This is a genomic window from Arthrobacter sp. 2MCAF14, assembly GCF_052115645.1.
Classification (GTDB): domain Bacteria; phylum Actinomycetota; class Actinomycetes; order Actinomycetales; family Micrococcaceae; genus Arthrobacter.
Genome location: NZ_JBFRHB010000001.1, coordinates 110189 through 129061, shown reverse-complemented (window position 1 = coordinate 129061; position 18873 = coordinate 110189). Strand labels below are relative to the sequence as shown.

The 18873-nt window shown below is 62.7% G+C and carries 13 protein-coding genes; 3 read left to right on the top strand and 10 right to left on the bottom strand.

Annotation, left to right across the window (positions count from 1 at the left end; translation table 11 throughout):
• Window positions 1-113 precede the first annotated feature (113 nt).
• Genes AB4074_RS00575 through AB4074_RS00560 form a run of 4 tightly spaced genes read right to left on the bottom strand, consistent with a single transcriptional unit; the run spans window position 114 to window position 8479 of the window.
• Window positions 114-1583 (bottom strand): sensor histidine kinase, encoded by a 1470-nt coding sequence (locus tag AB4074_RS00575; protein ID WP_236811889.1) that lies wholly within the window; start codon window positions 1581-1583, stop codon window positions 114-116.
• A 30-nt stretch (window positions 1584-1613) separates the two neighbouring features.
• Window positions 1614-6467 (bottom strand): NAD-glutamate dehydrogenase, encoded by a 4854-nt coding sequence (locus tag AB4074_RS00570; protein ID WP_441411661.1) that lies wholly within the window; start codon window positions 6465-6467, stop codon window positions 1614-1616.
• A 57-nt stretch (window positions 6468-6524) separates the two neighbouring features.
• Window positions 6525-7838 (bottom strand): AAA family ATPase, encoded by a 1314-nt coding sequence (locus AB4074_RS00565; RefSeq protein ID WP_441411660.1) that lies wholly within the window; start codon window positions 7836-7838, stop codon window positions 6525-6527.
• Window positions 7835-8479, bottom strand: coding sequence for an SAF domain-containing protein (locus AB4074_RS00560; protein ID WP_441411659.1), 645 nt, complete (start codon window positions 8477-8479; stop codon window positions 7835-7837). Before AB4074_RS00560 ends, AB4074_RS00565 begins: the two co-directional genes overlap by 4 nt.
• A gap of 152 nt (window positions 8480-8631) precedes the next feature.
• Between AB4074_RS00560 and AB4074_RS00555 the strand changes: the two genes are divergently transcribed.
• Window positions 8632-8847: a helix-turn-helix domain-containing protein gene (locus AB4074_RS00555; protein WP_059387549.1), complete on the top strand. Its 216-nt coding sequence runs from the start codon at window positions 8632-8634 to the stop codon at window positions 8845-8847.
• A 46-nt stretch (window positions 8848-8893) separates the two neighbouring features.
• Here the strand turns inward: AB4074_RS00555 and AB4074_RS00550 are convergent, their stop codons facing one another.
• On the bottom strand, window positions 8894-9466 hold the full coding sequence (locus tag AB4074_RS00550; RefSeq protein ID WP_441411658.1) for a hypothetical protein: 573 nt from the start codon (window positions 9464-9466) through the stop codon (window positions 8894-8896).
• Window positions 9467-9649: 183 nt separating this feature from the next.
• On the opposite strand from AB4074_RS00550, the gene AB4074_RS00545 reads away from it, so the two are divergent.
• Both AB4074_RS00545 and AB4074_RS00540 read left to right on the top strand, forming a co-directional pair.
• Complete coding sequence (locus AB4074_RS00545) at window positions 9650-10396, top strand: LysM peptidoglycan-binding domain-containing protein (RefSeq protein ID WP_441411657.1); 747 nt, start codon at window positions 9650-9652, stop codon at window positions 10394-10396.
• Between the two features lie 69 nt (window positions 10397-10465).
• A complete protein-coding gene (locus tag AB4074_RS00540; protein ID WP_441411656.1) occupies window positions 10466-10978 on the top strand; it encodes an Rv3235 family protein in 513 nt (170 codons plus the stop codon).
• A 139-nt stretch (window positions 10979-11117) separates the two neighbouring features.
• Here AB4074_RS00540 and secA read toward each other — a convergent pair whose 3' ends face one another.
• The 5 genes from secA to AB4074_RS00515 form a co-directional block, all read right to left on the bottom strand.
• Window positions 11118-13862: a preprotein translocase subunit SecA gene (gene secA / locus AB4074_RS00535; RefSeq protein ID WP_441411655.1), complete on the bottom strand. Its 2745-nt coding sequence runs from the start codon at window positions 13860-13862 to the stop codon at window positions 11118-11120.
• Window positions 13863-13996: 134 nt separating this feature from the next.
• A complete protein-coding gene (locus AB4074_RS00530) occupies window positions 13997-15238 on the bottom strand; it encodes a winged helix-turn-helix domain-containing protein (RefSeq protein ID WP_441411654.1) in 1242 nt (413 codons plus the stop codon).
• A gap of 32 nt (window positions 15239-15270) precedes the next feature.
• Window positions 15271-15996 carry a ribosome hibernation-promoting factor, HPF/YfiA family gene (gene hpf / locus AB4074_RS00525; RefSeq protein WP_234748144.1) on the bottom strand — a complete coding sequence of 242 codons (726 nt, stop codon included), beginning with the start codon at window positions 15994-15996 and terminating at the stop codon, window positions 15271-15273.
• 125 nt (window positions 15997-16121) lie between these two features.
• Window positions 16122-17063, bottom strand: a complete 942-nt coding sequence (locus AB4074_RS00520) for a ComF family protein (RefSeq protein WP_441411653.1) — start codon at window positions 17061-17063, stop codon at window positions 16122-16124.
• Between the two features lie 96 nt (window positions 17064-17159).
• On the bottom strand, window positions 17160-18845 hold the full coding sequence (locus AB4074_RS00515; RefSeq protein WP_441411652.1) for an LpqB family beta-propeller domain-containing protein: 1686 nt from the start codon (window positions 18843-18845) through the stop codon (window positions 17160-17162).
• Between the last annotated feature and the right edge of the window lie 28 nt (window positions 18846-18873).

The window sequence follows — 18873 nt, the reverse complement described above, 5'->3', positions numbered from 1 at the left end:
GCACAGAGCCTAAGGCAAAGAGAACACACGAAGATGGCCCGGACCGATAGGTCCGGGCCATCTTCGCATTTCTGACCGCGGTCAGAGATAGAGCGCGCCGCCAGCGGCCGGCGTCAGCTCCGCACCAGGTTCAGGACGATCTCGACGGCGGTGCCACCGCCGTCGCGCGGCCGCCACTGGATGCTGCCACCCAACTCGCTCGTGACAAGAGTCCGCACAATCTGAAGGCCTAGACCCTCGGTATACGACCCCTCGGGCAGTCCGACGCCATCATCGGCGATCGTCACCGTGAGGAGTTCATCGCCGCGCTCCCCCGTGGAACGATCCGCCATTAGCCATACCGTTCCGGCCCGGCCTTCAAGACCGTGTTCCACGGCATTTGTCACGAGCTCATTGATGACCAGCGCAAGGGGCGTGGCAAAGTCGCTCGGCAATTCGCCGAACAGGCCGGCGCGCTCAGTCCGGACGTGCTGCGAAGGGGACGCTACTTCTGCCGAGAGCCGGAACTGACGTCCAATGAGTTCATCGAAATCAACGCTCTGCGTGAGCCCTTGTGAAAGCGTCTCGTGTACCAACGCAATCGTCGCCACTCGCCGCATTGCCTGTTCCAGGCCTTGTTTCGCCTCGTCGCTGACCATCCGTCGCGACTGCATGCGCAGCAAAGCAGCCACCGTCTGCAGGTTGTTTTTGACGCGGTGGTGGATTTCACGAATCGTCGCGTCCTTGGTCACCAGCTCGAGCTCGCGGCGTCGCAGTTCTGATACGTCGCGGCACAGTACCAAGGCTCCGAAGCGATGCTTCTCGTCGCGCAATGGAATCGCGCGCAACGACAAGCTGACACCGCGGGACTCGATCTCGCTCCGCCACGGCATCCGACCAGTAACGACCAGCGGCAGCGTCTCGTCCACCATCCGCCGGTCCTTGAGGAGTCCTGCGGTTACTTCCGCGAGGGACCGTCCTTCCAAGGTTTCCACCTCGCCGAGGCGACGGAATGCGGAGACGCCGTTCGGACTCGCGTACTGCACGATGCCGTCGGCGTCGAGCCTGATCAGGCCGTCACCCACGCGGGGAGCGCCACGGCGCGAACCCGTCGGTGAAGCGAAGTCCGGCCAGAGGCCCAGCGTTCCCATCCGGAGCAGATCGTAGGCGCATTGCCTGTACGTAAGCTCCAGGCGGGAAGGCATCCGTGAACTGGAAAGGTCCATATGCGACGTGACGACGGCAAGGGTCCGTCCGTTCCTGACCATGGGCACCGCTTCAACCCTCAGGGCCATCTCGCTGCTCCAGCTCGTTTCGCTGGAGCGTTCGATGGAACGACTGGACCACGCTTTGTCGACTATCGGTCGCAGATCCGAGCGGATGCCTTCCCCAACGAAGTCCGCATGAAACACCGTGTGGCTCGTCGACGGCCTCACGTGAGCAAGCGCGATGTAACCGAACTCAGGATGCGGAAACCATAGGGCGAGGTCCGCGAACGCCAGGTCGGCGACCATCTGCCAGTCGCCGACCAGGAGGTGCAGCCATTCGGCATCTCCAGGCCCGAAATCAGCGTGCTCCCTGATGGGGTCTGTAAAGATTGCCACTGCACCTCCATATAACGCCCGGGCTTGTCCCTAGCGTCGAACGATTGACCTCAAGAGCCTCAATGCTACCGACAGAGAAGCCATGTCGTCGGCCTCCAGCGCGTTGACCTCGTCGAACATGCTCTTCGCGCGGCCCAATTGCTCGGCATTGATGCCTTCCCAGGCCCGCAAACGGGCCTCGGCGTCGAGGCCGGCGTCGGTCGATTCGAGCACCGACGTCGTCATGTCCGCTACGGTCGAGTAGAGGTCGTCGCGCAGGGCCGCCCGGGCAAGCGCCTGCCAGCGGTCATCGCGCGGGAGTGCTGTGATCCGCTCCAGCAACGAATCGACGTGGAAGCGGTCGAATACCGTGTAGTAGACGTGGCTGACCTCTTCCACACGGGCGTCGCGGCTGTGCGTGATCTTGGCGATGTCCAAGAGCACGAAGCTCTCGAATAGCTCGGCCCAGCGATGGGCGAGCGTGTCGGGAAGGCCCCACGAGCGCGCCTTTTCGAGCCAGCCGGTAACGCGCTCTTTGTCGCTGCCGCGCAAGTAGTCGAGCACCCTGGCCCGCATCGGATCCATCATCGGCTTGAATTCCGCGACGATCTCCGAGATCGGCTTCGAGGCGTTGCCCTGGCTGAGCAACCAGCGAACCGCACGGTCAAGAAGCCTTCGGATGTCGAGGTGGACGGTGCTCCAGTGTTCCGTGGGGAACGAAGCAGGCAGGGCATTGAGCTCCCGCACCATCGAATCGAGTTCGTAGATCTCACGGAGGGCTACGAACGCCTTCGCGACGGCGACCTCGGTAGCCGAGGTCTCCTCCATGGTGCGGAAGGCGAAGGTGATGCCACCCAGGTTGATCATGTCGTTGGCCACCACGGTCGCGATGATCTCGCGACGCAAGGGATGGGTGTCCAGTTCGGCGTCGAACCGTTCTCGGAGCTGCTTCGGGAAGTAGGAGCGAATCGTCTTACGGAACCAAGGATCGTCAGCCAGATCGCTGTCCCGCAAGGCGGAGCCCAATTCGATCTTGGCGTAGGCGGCGAGGACGGACAGTTCCGGGGACGTCAGGCCCTGGCCCTGTTCCAGCCGCTCGCGAAGCGTCTCGGTCGTCGGCAGCGCTTCGAGGTCCCGTTTGAGGTCGGCGGACTTCTCGAGCCAGTCCATCAGGCGCTCGTAGCTCGGGCTCCATTCGGCGACGCGCGTGCGGTCGTTGAGCAACAGGATGTTCTGATCGATATTGTCTTCGAGCACGAGGCGTCCGACCTCGTCGGTCATGTCGGCGAGGAAGGATGTGCGCTCGGAAGCATCCAGTTTTCCTGCGGCAACCATCCGGTCGACGAAGATCTTGATGTTGACTTCATGGTCGGAGCAATCGACGCCGGCAGAGTTGTCGATTGCATCGGTGTTGAGGATGACACCCTGCAGGGCAGCTTCGATGCGTCCGCGCTGCGTCATTCCGAGGTTTCCGCCTTCGCCAACGACCTTGACACGGAGCTCCCGTCCGTTCACGCGGATGACGTCGTTCGCCTTGTCTCCCACCTCGGCGTGGGACTCGGTGCTGGCCTTGACGTACGTTCCGATCCCGCCGTTGTAGAGGAGATCGGCCGGAGCCAGGAGTATTGCACGCAGGAGTTCAGGAGGACTCAGCTGAACGGTTCCGTCCGGCAGGCCGAGGGCACGGCGGACTTCCGGCGAGATCGGGATGACCTTGGCCTGGCGGGGGTAGACCCCGCCACCTGCGCTGATGAGCGAGCGGTCGTAGTCGTCCCAGGAGGAGCGGGGAAGCTCGAAGAGACGCTGCCGCTCGCCGAAGGACGAAGCCGCATCCGGCGTCGGATCCAGGAAGATGTGCCGGTGATCGAAGGCGGCAAGCAGGCGGATGTGCCGGGAAAGCAGCATTCCGTTGCCGAACACGTCGCCGGACATGTCGCCGACGCCGACCACGGTGAATTCCTCAGTCTGGGTGTCAAGGTCCAGCTCACTGAAGTGGCGCTTGACCGACTCCCATGCACCGCGGGCCGTAATGGCCATGGCCTTGTGGTCGTATCCTACGGAGCCACCGGAAGCGAATGCGTCCCCCAGCCAGAATCCATACTCGGCGGCCAGGCCGTTCGCGGTGTCCGAGAAAGTTGCCGTGCCCTTGTCCGCTGCCACCACCAGGTACGAATCGTCGTCGTCCTGACGGACAACGTCCGACGGCGGCACAATCTTCTCGCCGTCTGCCGTGGTCACGAGGTTGTCGGTAAGGTCGAGCAGTCCGCGGATGAAGGTCTTGTAGCTTTCGATGCCTTCGGCCATCCAAGCGGCACGGTCAAGTGCCGGATCCGGAAGCTGCTTCGCGAAGAATCCGCCCTTTGCACCGGTCGGCACAATCACGGCGTTCTTCACCGTCTGTGCCTTGACGAGCCCGAGAATCTCGGTCCGGAAATCTTCGCGGCGGTCGGACCACCGCAAACCGCCACGGGCCACCTTGCCGAAGCGCAAGTGCACGCCTTCAACGCGAGGCGAGTACACCCAGATCTCGTACTTCGGCCGCGGGAACGGCAGGCCGTCGATCGTGGTCGGATCGAGTTTGAAGCTGACGTACGACTTGCCTTGGAAGTAGTTCGTTCGCAGCGTCGACTCAATGAGGTTAACGAAAGTCCGCAGTACCCGGTCGGCGTCGAGCGTGGCCACCTGGTCAATTGCTTCGGCCAGTGTGGCGCGCGCGCCCTCCTGGCGGGCCGGACGCGCGGCGTCAGGCGAAGAAGGATCGAAACGGGCCCCAAAGAGGTCAATCAGGCCGCGGGCAACCTCAGGGTTGGCGAGAAGGGTGTCCGCAATGAACTCGAAGGAGTTGGTGTTCCCCATCTGGCGCATGTACTTCGCATAGGCGCGGAGCATGACAACCTGCCGCCAGTGGATACCTTCCCGGAGCACGAGCCGGTCGAAACTGTCGGATTCCACCGCACCGGTCACCGCGGCACTGAAGGAGTCCGCCAAGAGCTGGCCGGTAGCCACGGGATCGACACCGGTGGGGTATTTCAGGCCAAGGTCGTAGAGGAAGAAGTCCCGGTGGTCGGCAGTCTCAATTTCGAAAGGCCGCTCATCGAGAACCTCAAGGCCAAGATTGTGGAAGTAGGGCAGGATCTGGCTCAGGCTCTTCGGTTCCAAAAGGTAGAGCTTGACGCGGGCATCCTCTTCGAGCAGCTCACCGGCGCCGTTGGGCAGGTAGACATGCACTCCAGGGACCGTCTGGACGGCGACGGCGTCGCGGTCGGTTGTGGCGGCATACTTCTCGAAACGCTCAATGTCCTTGAGGGCGTCCTCGACTTCGTAGTCGACTCGGTAGCCGGCGGGGAACGCATCCGCCCACAGGGCTGACAATCGCTCGGCATCCAAACCGCTGGTGTTCTCGCGGAGCACCTCCGCAATACCTTCAGCCCAGGACCGCGAGGCCCGGACAAGCCGCTTTTCGAGTTCACCGGCGTCGACGTCGCGGAGCTCAGCCTCGCGCGGCAGCCGGATCCGGAAGAAAACCCTTGAGAGTGCGGACTCCGTGATCCGGGCCTCGTAGTCGATGCTCTCGGCTTCGAAGGTCTCGCGTAGTTCCTGTTCAATTCGTTGCCGGACGTTAGTGGTGTAGCGGTCACGGGGCAGGTAGACCAGTGCCGACATGAACCGCCCGTAGATATCCGGGCGCAGGAAGAGCTTCGTGCGGCGCCGCTCCTGCAGACGCTGGATGCCCAAAGCCGTCGCTGCCAGGTCCTCGGTCTCGATCTGGAAGAGTTCGTCACGGGGGTAGGTCTCGAGAATACCGACGAGGTCCTTGCCGGAGTGGGAGTCCTGCGGGAACCCGGCCGAGCGGAGCACGGCGTCGACCTTTTCCCGAACGATGGGGATGTTCCTTACGGACCCGGTGTACGCGCTCGTGGCGAACAGGCCGATGAAGCGGCGCTCACCGTTGACGTTGCCCGCAACATCGAAGCTCTTGACACCGATGTAGTCCAGGTACGCGGGGCGGTGCACGGTGGACCGCGAGTTGGCTTTGGTGATCACCAAGGCACGCTTCTCGCGAGCTTTACGGCGTCCGGCGTCGGTAAGGTGCTGGATTTGGTGCGGGTGGTCCCCCGCCCTCAAGAGTCCCAGACCGCTCGCTTCGCGCAACTCAAGGACGTCTTCACCGTTCTCGGTGATGAGGTCGTATTCCCTGTAACCCAGGAACGTGAAGTTGCCGTTGTCCAACCAGCGCAGGAGGTCCTGCGCTTGCCTGAGCTCCGCGATGTCTTCCGGGTGGGCCACCTTGTCCAGGGACGATGCCAGCTCGAGCGCCTTTGTGCGCATTTTGGGCCAGTCTTCGACGGCGGCCCGGACGTCGTTCAGGACGCGGTGGATTCCGTCAACGAGCTCCTTCTGGAAGTCGTCGGCCACCCTGTCAACTTCGACGGCGATCCACGACTCCATGTGGGAGACGTTGTCACCTTGCGAGATCAGATGAGCGATATTCGGCATCGCCGCGGTGTCACCGCTTGAGATGCCGATGTTCGACGGCACCCGGGCAATGTCGGACAGATCGCCGGTGACGTGATCACGAGAAACCACGAAGAGTGGGTGCATGACGAGCCGGATAGCGCAGTTCTGGCGAACGAGTTCGGCGTTCACCGAGTCCACCAGGAACGGCATGTCATCCGTGACGATGTACAGAATGCTGCGATCACCCTCGTTGGCAATCCTGACATTGGCAGTGCCCGGCTTGCGGCTCTGCCCCGCCTCGCGGTGTGCCGCTGCCCTGGAGGTCAATTGCTCGGCAGCGTATCCGCGGGCGTCCTCCTCTGCGAGATGCTCGTAGTAGTCCCCGAAGAACCCTTCCCGGACTACTGCAGGTTTAGAACGATCCTCCACGCTGGATCCTGACGACATCGACAAACGCCTCCATCACATCTCAATTGCTGCGTCCTTGCAGCCCACATGGCGAGCCTAACGCTTTAGACGACGCCTTGCTCTGGAATAAACGACAGAGGATTTGCCATTTTGCTGGACGGGTGCACAGACCATTTTTGCGATTGCGAGCCGCAACGCAGATTCGGGCGCAGCTTCGAAGAGGACAGCGCCGGACAACAAGGCAGCGTCACAAGCTTCAGGATCGGATGGAAGGAATACCTCGATGCCATGACCGGGGCCGTACCGCTCCCATGCCTCGCGGAGTTCACGTTCGGGTGAGCGGCCAGCCGATGCTCCCCGGACCTTGTTCAATACCACGCGGGGAGCCGCATGCGGGACTGCCCGTTCAAGCTCAGCGAGGCCACGTACGAGTCGCGGAACCCCGACGGCATCGGCCGCGCCGACGGCGTAAATGGTGTCCGCCAGTTCGATGCTGCGGAGGGTTGCTGCATTGCGTCGAGGGGCCATCGTGTCGAAGCTGAGTTCCTCGTCCGCTTCAAGGCAGAAACCTGCATCGACCACGACGACGTCCGCGATCGCCTTGGAGAGTTCAAGTACCGACGAAAGCGCTGCGGCCCGGAGCTCCGGCCACCGGTCCGCGCGGGTAATGCCCGTAAGAACCCTGAAACTCGTGGCTTTGGCGAAGACCGGCGCGGCGATCCGCTTGAGGGATTCAGCATCCAGCAATCCCTGGTCCGCCAGTCGACAAGATTGCGCCAGTCCGGCGGATTCGTCCAGCAAACCAAGCGATGCTGCGACACTGGCCCCGTAGCTGTCTGCATCGAGAAGGATCACCGATTTGCCTTCAGCCGCCAGTTCTGCGGCAATGTTGACAGCCACAAGAGTCCTGCCCGGCGCCCCGGTGGGCCCCCAGACTGCGATGATCCGGCCAGCCCCGGCCGGGGCCTGCTCCGGTTCTTCCGGCGCATCGGTGGGACGGAGTTCTGCGGCAGTGTCCGCAAACCCGGAATCCCGGGACTCCGAACGTCGCCGTCCATGTCCGGGCATCTGGCCTACTGCATCGGAGATTCTGGAAGCCAGCGTTGCCGAATCTACATCCAGGGACGCGGTCACGACGCCGATGCTCCACAGGCGGCCCGACTCCTCCGGGTCGTCGCTCAGTGCAACAACGGAGACTCCGACAGCCGCGAGCCGATCGACCAGCGACGCCGTCAGTTCCTGAGCGCCTTCGGCGATGACCGCCGCGCGCGCGAGACCGCTTTGGCAAGCGGCCAGAAGTTCCGTGAGTTCGCCACACCGACGCACCACCGTCACCGGCCCGTGGAGCCGCTCGAGTCCCCCGACCAAATCCTCCCGGGACTGCCCGACTGTGACAACCGGGATACTCACTTGCCGGCACCGCCCGGGTTCCAAACCACGGCAATCTTCGCTTTGTTCGCCTGCGCTCCGAGAAGTTTCGGCATCTGCTCATCGGTCACCAGGACCAGAACCACTTTCTCCTTGGACGCTCCGAGGGTGGAGGCGCCCTCCGTGACCTGGGCGATCTCCGCACCCGGCAACAATAGCTGCGGCGTGCCGAAACCGTTGCGCGCGTCGGGGGGTGCCACCCAGACGTCAACGCGGGATCCTGCCATAGCCTGCGAAGGCAGTGATTCCTGGATCGCGATCGCCACCGGTTTGCGGTCCAGGGAATCGGCGGCCCCGAGGCTCTCCTGCGGGACGAGTTGATTCTTGGCAATTCTCTGAACGGCGACTTTTCCTTCGGGCAGACCGTCAGCCAGAGTCACGTAACTGGACTCAACGTCGTCGAGCCGGACTTTGACGACCGCAAGATTGTCCTTGCTGACTCTCTGGCCCACGGCAATCGACTCGCGCGCCGCATAGACCTGAGTGGTACGGTCCGCGGTTCCAACGAGGGCGATGACTCCGGCCAGCGATGCCAAGACAAGGAGAATCCCCACCAATAGTCGCGGATCCCTCCATGACGGTTTCCTGAGCCGCGCTGCAGCGGCCGCGGTAGTTGCACCCATCCTTGCTCCCCCGTTTGCATAGTTTGTCCGCGTCGACGTTCGGTGGCCTTTATTCTGACCGGAAGGGCGTCCCTTCCGAAAGCTAAATGCCCCAAATTACGTCAAGCTGTGGATAACCCGGCAAGTGGGTCGAACAGTGGCAAAATGGATGCATGCCCCGATTCCTCACCCTCGCTGATGTCGCCGAACAGCTTCAGATCAACTCGCCGCAGGCATACGCTCTCGTGCGAAGCGGAGAGCTCAAGGCGATCCAAGTGGGTGGCAGGGGCCAGTGGCGCGTCGAAGAGAAGATGCTGGAGCAGTACATCGAGGAACGCTACGCCGAGGCGAGCAGGATCATCCAAGAGGCCAAATCCAAGTCCTCCTGATCTTTGCCCACTGCCCCAGGCGGCGCCGGCGGGGAGGTTGGCCGGGCTAGAAGTCCTGGCCCCGCAATGAGCGCAGCGCTGCAAGGGCCTGGAACGGAATTGTCGCTACAGACACGACGTTTCGCGACCGGCGGACTTCGCCCGGCAACATGACGGCGAGATCAAAGTGGTCCTTGCCCACGCGATCAATGACGCCCCGCATGGTCCGTTCCTCCCGTGCCGACTCAAGCAGATGAACCGCCAGTTCTGCCCTGTCGCGGGCCAGCATTCGGAGAGCACTGGCCAAGCCAAGCCGCTGTGACGCCTTCGATTGGCCTGGCCGCACCTGCCGGCCTAGGCCCTGATACGCCAATGCTGCCGTGACAGGCACCAACCACTGGTGGCGACCTTCGTCAAGGACCAACGATTCGCCGCCGACATGGCTGAGCGTCCCGGACACCTGCGTGCCGGACCGGAGCGTCACATCAATCTTCTGGCCGATTGCTCCACGCAGCCTGTCGGAGACCTCGATTCCGGCCAGCTCCACCCGGGCTCGCTCTGAAATTTCGGATTCAAGTCCCAGCAATCGTTCAGAGGCCAGTTGTGCCTCCATGTCTTCAAACAGAGCATCCCAACGCATTGCGTCAGCGTAAGCGGGCACCCCTCGATGGTCAATCTTTCTTCATCGACACCAGACCGCTAGACAAATGCAACTCTTCGTGGTCAAAATAGGTCAATCTTTATCAAACAGCATCAAATAGCATCAACTGGGTAAGGGGAACCCTTGGAACAGACGAACAGACCCGTTCGGAACGATGTTGCGATGGCGGCGACCATCCTTGTGCTCGCTCTCTTGCTCGCTGTCGCTGGACTGATCTTGGTCGACCGATGGCACTCCGCAGCAGGACGACTCCAGGAACCCACGTTCGAAGACCTCCTGGGATTCATCGCAACTGCCGCCGGTCTGGGGCTCGGAGCCTGGTGGATCGCGACGTTCCTCCTGGCAATGGCGGCCGCGCTTCTCCGGCAAGCGGGAAAGGACCGCTTCGCGAGTGCCACCGCCAAACTCAGCCCTGCCTTCATGCGCCGGCTGGCCGTTGCGATTCTGGGCCTGAATCTCGTGGGAATCCCCCTGGCGAATGCGTCACCGGCACAGCTTGAACCAGCGTGGAGCCCGGCAAACGGCGCAGCATCGTCGAGCGACATATCTGTCCAATGGACACCCGCCTCGAGCCCTTCTCCCCATCTCCCAGTCATACCCTCGCTTGAGTCAGGTTCGTCGGAGATCGACCCCCACTGGCAACCCCGCGCATTTGTCGCCGAGCCGGGGCTTCTGGGTACCGGGTCACAGCGCGCCCCCGAACAGCCTGCGTCGCCAAATCAAGGCGAAGTAGTGGTGAAGCGGGGAGATTCACTTTGGTCGATTGCCGCCCGGCAGCTAGGCCCTATGGCCAGCGACGTCGACGTCGCCCTCCACTGGCCGAAGTGGTATGCCGCAAACAGGCATGTGATCGGAAACGACCCGGGTTTCCTTGTCCCGGGTCAGATCCTGCAACCACCGCCCAGCTAGCACTCGAGCTGCCACCATCCGAACCACCACCACCCGCCGCCAACCAGCGATTCGTCACCGAGGAAGCACATGAGCGCATCACCAGCCGTCCACAGCCTGCCGAATGGAGTCGTCCAGGCGACTTCGTCGATTGCCTCCCGTTCAATCGCGGCGTCACCCCCGGCCAAATCCCGAACGGACGGGCCAACCGGAAGGGGGCCGTCTTCTGCCCGCAAAGCGGCCCAGATCCGCAGCCTCGACGGCGAAATCCGCGCACTGGCCCGCAGCATCGCCCAAGCTGCGGTCGAAGTCCTTGCCGGCACCCGGCCGGCGCAACAGCTCTCACGGACCCTGGACCCCGGATGCCTCGGCGCGCTGCAACACCGGGCAGCACTGACGCGAGCCCATGCTGCCAACTCCCAAGGCGGGCAATCCCGCGTTCACCGAAGTCCGATGGTCCGCTCCGTGCGCGTCTGCGCTGTAAACGACGGAGTGTACGAGGCCAGCTTGGTTGTCTCGGAAGAACTCCGCTCCCGAGCAGTAGCCATGAGGCTTGAAGAGAGCAACGGCGCGTGGAAAGTCACCGCCCTCGAAATCGGCTGAGGGCGGGGTTCAAAAGCAGCAAAACGGAGAGGGACCAGAACGGGTGTTCTGGTCCCTCTCCGTTTTCGCTGCAGGCATCCGTTCGTTGGACACGTCCGTCGGTTGCGGCGTCAGCTACATGCGTCAGGCAATCGCGATGTCAGCGGCGCTTCTTCTTGTTGGATCCGCGCTGCTTGTCATCGGCGGCGGCCTTGGCGGGGTTGCCTGAGCGACCCGAGGCCCGACCCTCAACGCGGGTCTGGCTCGCTCCGTCTTCACCCGGCGCCGTGTACTGCAGCTGAACAGGCTTTTCCGGGGCTTCGAGCCCGGCCGCGCGGATCTGTGGATCGTGGTGTTCCACGTGACCGCCTTCAGGGCTGCCGTCCACCACCACCACGTCTTCGGCGGGGGTTACTTCCACTTCCAGGTTGTAGAGGAAGCCAACGCTCTCCTCGCGGATGGCTTCCATCATGCTCTGGAACATCGTGAATCCTTCACGCTGGTACTCGACCAGGGGATCCCTTTGGGCCATGGCGCGCAGGCCAATGCCCTCTTTGAGGTAGTCCATCTCATAGAGGTGTTCCTGCCACTTGCGGCCAAGGACCGAGAGGACAACCCTGCGCTCAAGCTCGCGCATGTTCTCGGCGCCAATGGCTTCTTCCCGCTCCTTATATACGAGCTGCGCGTCCGAAAGGATCTCGTTTTTGAGGAATTCAACGGACACGCGGGCCTTGCCGCCGGCTTCGTCAATGATGTCCTGGGCTGTGACGGTTACCGGGTACAGCGTCTTGAGGTTGGTCCACAGTTGGTGGAAGTCCCAATCATCGCCGGTTCCCTCCGCCGTCGCGGCGTCGATCAGGGCGTTGATGGTGTCTTCCAGGAAGAACTGGACCTTTTCGTGCAGATCGTCACCTTCAAGGATCCTGCGACGGTCGCCATAGATGGCTTCACGCTGGCGGTTCAGGACGTCGTCGTATTTGAGGACGTTCTTGCGCTGCTCAGCGTTCCGCCCTTCGACCTGGCCCTGGGCCGAAGCGATAGCACGGGACACGAGCTTGGATTCGAGGGCAATGTCGTCCGGCACGGAGCTGTTCATCAGGCGCTCGGCGGCCCCGGAGTTGAAGAGCCTCATGAGGTCATCGGTCAGCGAGAGGTAGAAGCGGGACTCGCCCGGGTCGCCCTGGCGGCCCGAGCGGCCACGGAGCTGGTTGTCGATTCGACGGGATTCGTGGCGTTCCGTGCCCAGTACATACAGCCCGCCAAGTTCAAGCACTTCCTCATGCTCGTCCTTGACTGCCTGCTTGGCCGCTTCGAGTGCTTCCGGCCACGCGGCCTCGTACTCCTCGGAGTTTCCTTCAGGGTCCAGACCCCGTTTTGCCAGCTCGGCGATGGCCGTGAACTCGGCGTTTCCGCCCAGCATGATGTCAGTGCCACGGCCGGCCATGTTGGTAGCAACCGTGACGGCGCCCTTGCGTCCGGCTTGCGCGACAATGGCGGCCTCCCGTGCGTGGTTCTTTGCGTTCAGGACCTCGTGCCGGATGCCTTCCTTGGCAAGCAGCTTGGCCAGGTATTCGCTCTTCTCCACGCTGGTGGTACCGACGAGCACGGGTTGGCCTTTTTCGTGCCGTTCGGCGATGTCTTTCACGACGGCTTCGAACTTCACGATTTCGTTCTTGTACACGAGGTCCGACTGGTCGAGGCGCTGCATGTCCCGGTTGGTGGGAATGGGCACCACGCCAAGCTTGTACGTGCTCATGAACTCTGCGGCTTCGGTTTCAGCGGTACCGGTCATGCCCGAGAGCTTGGAGTACATGCGGAAGTAGTTCTGCAGGGTCACGGTGGCGAGAGTCTGGTTCTCAGCCTTGATCTCGACGTTTTCCTTGGCCTCGATCGCCTGGTGCATGCCTTCGTTGTAACGCCGTCCGGCAAGGATACGGCCGGTGTGTTCGTCAACAATGAGGACTTCGCCGTCCAGGATGACGTAGTCCTTGTCCCGCTTGAAGAGCTCTTTGGCCTTGATGGCGTTGTTCAGGAAGCCGATGAGCGGGGTGTTGGCGGATTCGTAGAGGTTCTGGATGCCGAGGTAGTCCTCGACCTTCTCGATTCCGGCTTCGAGAACACCGACAGTGCGCTTCTTTTCGTCGGCCTCGTAGTCGATTTCAGGCTGGAGACGCTGCACGACCTTGGCGAATTCGCTGTACCAGCGGTTGGTGTCACCCTGGGCCGGACCGGAAATAATGAGCGGGGTACGGGCTTCGTCGATGAGGATGGAGTCCACTTCGTCGACAATCGCGTAGTTGTGGCCGCGCTGCACGAGCTCGGATTTGTCCCACGCCATGTTGTCGCGCAAGTAATCGAAGCCGAATTCGTTGTTGGTGCCATAGGTGATGTCTGCCGCGTACATCTGACGGCGCACTTCGGGATCCTGGTTCGAAAGGATGCAACCGCTGCTCAGGCCAAGGAAGCGATAGACACGGCCCATGAGTTCGGACTGGTATTCGGCGAGGTAGTCGTTGACTGTAACGACGTGCACGCCTTTGCCGGTCAGGGCATTGAGGAAGGCCGGAGCGGTGGCCACAAGGGTCTTTCCTTCACCGGTCTTCATTTCGGCGATATTGCCGAGGTGAAGAGCGGCCCCGCCCATGAGCTGGACATCGAAGTGGCGCATCCCCAAGGTGCGGGAGGAAGCTTCACGCACGGCGGCGAAAGCCTCCGGCAAGAGATCGTCCAGCTTCTCGCCGTCCTCGTGACGGGCGCGCAGCCTGTCCGTCTCCTCGCGCAATTCTGCGTCGGAGAAGGTCTTGAAGGAGTCTTCGAGGGCGTTGATGGAATCGGCGTAGGTCCGCAGTTGCCTCAGGGTTTTTTTGTCACCCGTGCGGAGAAGTTTTTCGATAAGTGATGCCACGTAAAGTTGCTCCCAGTCTCAAGCTGCCGAATTCTGGCGGTTTCAGTCTACGGGAGAGACCAACGCCACGCGGCCCCGTTTCCCTGAGAGCGGAGCGCCGGCGCTTGCGGGCCGGTGCCGGGGACCCCTGGACCTCAGCTGCGGGCCACTGCCGCTGCAAGCGCCGACGAGAGATCGCCCATCGGTGACACGACGACGTCGTCGAGCCCCAGCCACTCGGCCATAAGCCGCAGCTCTGCGGAAAGCTCGACGGCGGTGTCGGCCGGGGCGTCCGGCTCGGCGTGGGCGGCACGCACCAGAAGCTGCTTGGCCGAGCGGTCGGCCTTGAGATCCACGCGCGCGACCACGGCGTCCCGGAGAAGGAAAGGCAGCACGTAATAGCCGAACTTGCGCTTCTCCGCGGGCGTGTAGATTTCGATCCGGTAATGGAAGCCGAACAACTCCTCAAGCCTTCTACGCTCGAAGACCAGTGAATCAAACGGGCTGAGCAGCGCGCGGCCCGTGGCGGACCGGGGAAGCCGGGCGTCCGCATGCCGGTACAAAGCCCGGTCCCATCCACGCACCGTGACCGGCTCCAGGCGGCCGGCGGCAACGAGCCTGTCGATCGATGCCGCAGCGGCCTTCACTGGAGTCCGAAAGTAATCGGCGAAGCATCGGATTGTTCCGATGCCATGAGCCTGGGCTGCCGCGTCGATCAGCCGGTCCATGGCCGCGGTCGACTCGCCGGAGCCGCCATCCGGGAGTGCTCCTGAGCGAGCGATCACGCCAGGCGATCCCGGCGGTAGAACCCGAGATGTCAGCGTGTACCGGCGCTCGAACTGCTCTGTCCGCGACGCGGCCGTCACTAGCCCCTCTTCAAACAAGTGCTCCAAAACCCTTTTGACCAGGTTCCAGTTCCAGCCCCAGTTATCGTGCTGCCGGTCCTCCTGGTGCCCCAGGTGCGCCGTCAATTGCGCGGCAGTCATGGGCCGCCCGGTTGCGAGGGCGTCGAGGATCCGGTTAGCCATGTCCTCCCGGATTCCGCGTTCCAAGTGGGCCGCGCCTACCCACGCACGGTTTTGCCACAGCAGCAGATCCTGGAAGTGTTCCGGGCGGATGAAGCTCGCCTCGTGCGCCCAGTATTCCATCATGCGCCGCGGACTTCGCCCGGCCATCGCATGAAGGATGCTTCGGTCGTAGTTGCCAAGCCTTGAGAAGAATGGAAGGTAATGACTGCGTGAGAGGACATTGACGGAGTCGATCTGCACCACCTGTAGGCGGGCAAAGGTACGGCCCACCGTCCGTGAAGTCACGGGGCCGGTGGGCCGTTCCTTGTCCAGTCCTTGGGCTGCCAATGCAATCCGCCGTGCCTGCAACAGGCTCAGCGAAGCGGCCATGCCAGTCCTTTCATGGGAAATACGAATGCGGCCTAGGCTGTGGCTGCCTGGTCATTCGAACGGTAAGCGTGGATCTTCTCCTCCACGGGTTCGTCTCCTGGTTCGCATGTGGAGTCGAGAGTGATTACTCCATATGTCCAGCCACGGCGGCGGTAGACGACCGACGGCGTGTTGGTTTCCTTGTCCACGAACAGGTAGAAATTGTGGCCCACCAATTCCATGTTGTCCACCGCGTCATCAAGGGTGAGCGAAGCGGCGGGGAAAACCTTGCGACGAATCAGGACCGGGGAATCACCGGCCGGAATGTCGTTGTCGACGTCGTAGGGCGAGGTCTCCACCGGTGGCGTCGTTGGCTCCTGGTGGTTGCTGGCCTCTACGTAAATGGGTTCGCTCGCGCTGGCAGGCTCAAGCGTCGCAGTAGCCTCACGAACGGCTTTGGGGGTGTGGCGGCCGTGGTGGACCTTCTTGCGGTCCTTGGCCCTGCGGAGCCGCTCCAGCAGCTTGCTATAGGCGAGATCAAAGGCGGCAAACTTGTCAGCGGCGCTCGCTTCGGCCCGGATCACAGGGCCCCGGCCCAGAACTGTCACTTCCACCGTGAGCTGGCCCGGTGTCTGGCGCGGGTTGGTTTCCTTTGAAACCTTCGCGTCAACCCTCTGGACCTTGTCCCCAAGCGATTCAATCTTTGATATCTTCTCGCCGGCATACTCGCGGAAGCGATCCGAAACGGTCAGATTACGGCCGCTGATCATGAACTCCATGGTGCCCTCCAAACAACTCAGGTGACACGATAAGGGCGCTTCTCGGGGCTGGTCTGACGGACAGTCGAGCCCCTTTCCGAGCCGCTATCGACAGGTACATCTGTTCTTGGTACCCATAACCGACGTTAGTTCATCGCCACTGGTAATTCATCCTTTCGTAACTTATTTTTTGTTTGAGTCGGTGCTGGCTGCGCGTCCGGCCCGTCCGTAGGAAGATCTCTACCGGCCGGCGGCCGGGTGGCTGCAAGGACCACCGCGCCACACACCACGCCTCCGGCCGCCGCTACTGCCCGGGCGGCTTCGGCGAGGGTTGCACCCGTAGTGAGGACGTCGTCGACGATGACGCATGCTTTACCCTCCAAAGAACCTTTGTGTAAGAGGCGGACGGTCATAGAGTCGCGGACACGGCGCGCACGCTCTCCGCGGCCCAAGCCCTTTTGCCCGTTTCCCGGACCCCGGTTTCCGGAGCCTCGGATTCCAAACCCGGGCGCATTCTTCAACGCATCCGTCATGTGCAGACCAGGCAAGGCGTCCAGGCGCCGCAGGCGGCCGAGCAAGAGATGGACCGGACTGAAGCCGCGGCGCCGGAAGGCCACGTTGCTGCTGGGAACGGGTACGAGGCAGATGTCTGCCCTGTCTCCTACGGCAGACCGGATCGCCTTGCCCAGTGCAGGCGCGAGCACCGAGGCCAGCCGTCCCTGGCCTAGGTGCTTGAAAGAAAGCAGGGCCTGGGCCAGCTCGTCCCGATAGTGTCCTCCCGCGACGACGGGCAGCATCACGGCGCCTTCCACCGTGAGCAAGGCAGGCGCCTGTCCTTCAGCACGGAATGGACTGGTGCACAGCAGGCGTAGGCGCCGTGCACAGGTGCCGCAGAGCGCCGAATCCTCGAAACCACAGCAGACACATTCCACCGGGGCCAGAACGGCCAGCAACTCGACGAAGGCCTCGCCAGCGCCCTGCGCGAGCCTCGCCAGTCGGGCAGGATGGACTCCCCGATGGTGCGCGCCGTCACCGGGGAGGACAGCGAGGTCAGGGTCACGCACGCGGCGACGGCTCTCAGTACCCATACTTCAAGCATCCGGCTCCTCGCCTACAGCCGACACTCCCGAAACGCGCCATGTGGAAAACCGCGCGTCGCGGAGAGCGCGCTTCACGAAGAAGGCCTAGCCCGGGAAGGAAGGGTCCACCGGGCCCTTGAGTTGCAATTCCCAGCCGTTGCCCACTCGTTGGAACACGCCTGCGCCCGACTGTCCGAAAATCTGCTCCGGCCCATTGCCCGCGCTGATAGTCGTCAGGTTCGGCCATGCAGGCAACAGCTGCGGCTGGCTTGAGGTCAAGGACAACAGCTCGGGAACCACGTTCTCGGTTGACGAGGCTTTCATCACCGCGACTGTCGTGGAATTGACCCAAACCCCTTGATCAACAGGAGCGGAAGCGAACAAGGTTATCGGTGCAGTCAGATCCTTGGGGGTGCCGTCAGGATTGCGGACAATACCGGTCACCTGCACCGATGACTTGCCGTTCATTTCGGAAATCACCAGCGCGCGCGTCCCTTCACGGGATATCCGGAAGTCCCTCACCACCCGCCCTGCCAACCACGGCGGCGTCATCGTCACCGTGGGGACGGGCTGGCCTTGAGGAACGTTGGACGGTTTGAATGCCGCGACCTCGGTGGCGCCGTTGGCTCCCGGACCTGCCGTCCAGACCCAGTCCTGCGGGCTGAAGGAGGGATGGCTCAGCGTGGTCCGGGTTGTCAGTTGGCGGGCTGGTTGGCCCGGAATCATCGAATACAGGGTGGTTCCGGCGCCGTTGAGGAAAGCCACGGCCTGGGACGTCGGGGACTCCGCGGGAGCGCTCGGGTTCAGTCCGGCTACCGGCTGCATGTCCGGGAGGGCCGAGACCCTGTTGTTCTCGTAGCGCACGAGTTCTTCGTTGCTGACGGCGATTTGGCGCGCAGGAGCATTCTTTTCAAGCACGGGCGGCAGGACCGAACCGTTGTCCTCCACCCGGACAAGATCCTGGTCAGCCCGCAACTGGACGTTCACCACGTCCGGCTGGCTACGGAAGGTCAGGGTCAGTTGGTTTTGCATGCGCTGCCGGTCCTCGGCAGAAGCATCCACGAGCTCCTTCGCGGAAAGGTCCACTTGGGCTGCTCCCGACACTACCGGCACCGACTCCCGGGCCAGCTTCATGCCCGAAGGAAAAGCACTGACGACCGCACCCTGGAGGTAGGGCGCAGGACCGTCAAGCAACGCGCTGGTCATCGCCTTGACAGTGTTCTTCTTGATGAACCACCGGACATCCGGAACCGCATACGTGAACGAGGGGTCGTAGAAATAGATGGGCTGGGCCGCGTAAATGACTTTGAACGTCTCTTCCGGGATCGCGGTGCCGTCCGGGACGGCCGAGATCCGCCATTCGCCGTCAACCTGTTCCAGGGTCACCGGAATTGTCTCGGTGGTTCCTTCCTGGAACTGCGTCGCAACGCCGTCGGCGTCGACCGAGTAGGCGAGGTCCAGCTGGTACTTGAACTCGTTTTCCACACCGGTCTTGACGACGGTCGCCTTCCGGAAAACGAGCGTGCGTTTGTCGGACTTCCAGCTGACGGACAGCGCCTGAGTGAGGTACTGCCGGGCCACGGCGTAGTCGCCTTCGTAACCGCTGCCTGCACCATAGAAGTCTTCGATGATGGACTCCGGGGTGGCGCCGGAGTGCGGCGGCGGAGGGAAGAAGACGGGAGCGTTCGGGTTGCCCGCGCTTTCGTCCTTGCTCTTTCCCACCGGACCGGACCGCGGGATCTGCGCGCAGGAACTCAGGACCACCATGAGGACGGCAAGAACGGCAATCACGGCCCTTAACAAGTACGGGCGCCGTGAC